The sequence below is a fragment of the Virgibacillus sp. 7505 genome (assembly GCF_002272135.1).
Lineage (GTDB): Bacteria > Bacillota > Bacilli > Bacillales > Amphibacillaceae > Terribacillus.
The window spans coordinates 1-230 of record NZ_NPBF01000341.1 but is presented as its reverse complement, the minus strand read 5'-3'; the positions used below and the strand labels follow the sequence as shown (position 1 = coordinate 230).

Sequence of the window (230 nt, the reverse complement as noted above, 5' to 3'; positions counted from 1 at the left end):
CTGTTACTTCCCAGCTCAATATCCATTACCTTCGCCCTGGAAAAGGCTCATTTATGCGATGCATAGCCAAAATTGTCCATAAAGGCAAACAGCTCATTGTTTTAGAAGGGGAAGCGTTTGATGACCAAGAACGTTTGCTTGCCAAAGCAACAGCTACGTTTTTTGTCATCCCTCGCCGCTAGTCCGCATAAAAAGCCAGTAGGCGCATTTGTGCACCTACTGGCTTGTTG

At 46.1% G+C, this 230-nt stretch carries 1 protein-coding gene; it reads left to right on the top strand.

Translation table 11 applies throughout. The features are described from left to right. A partial coding sequence (locus CHH91_RS19240; protein ID WP_141234262.1) for a PaaI family thioesterase occupies positions 1-182 on the top strand: 182 nt, incomplete at its 5' end. Positions 183-230: the final 48 nt, after the last annotated feature.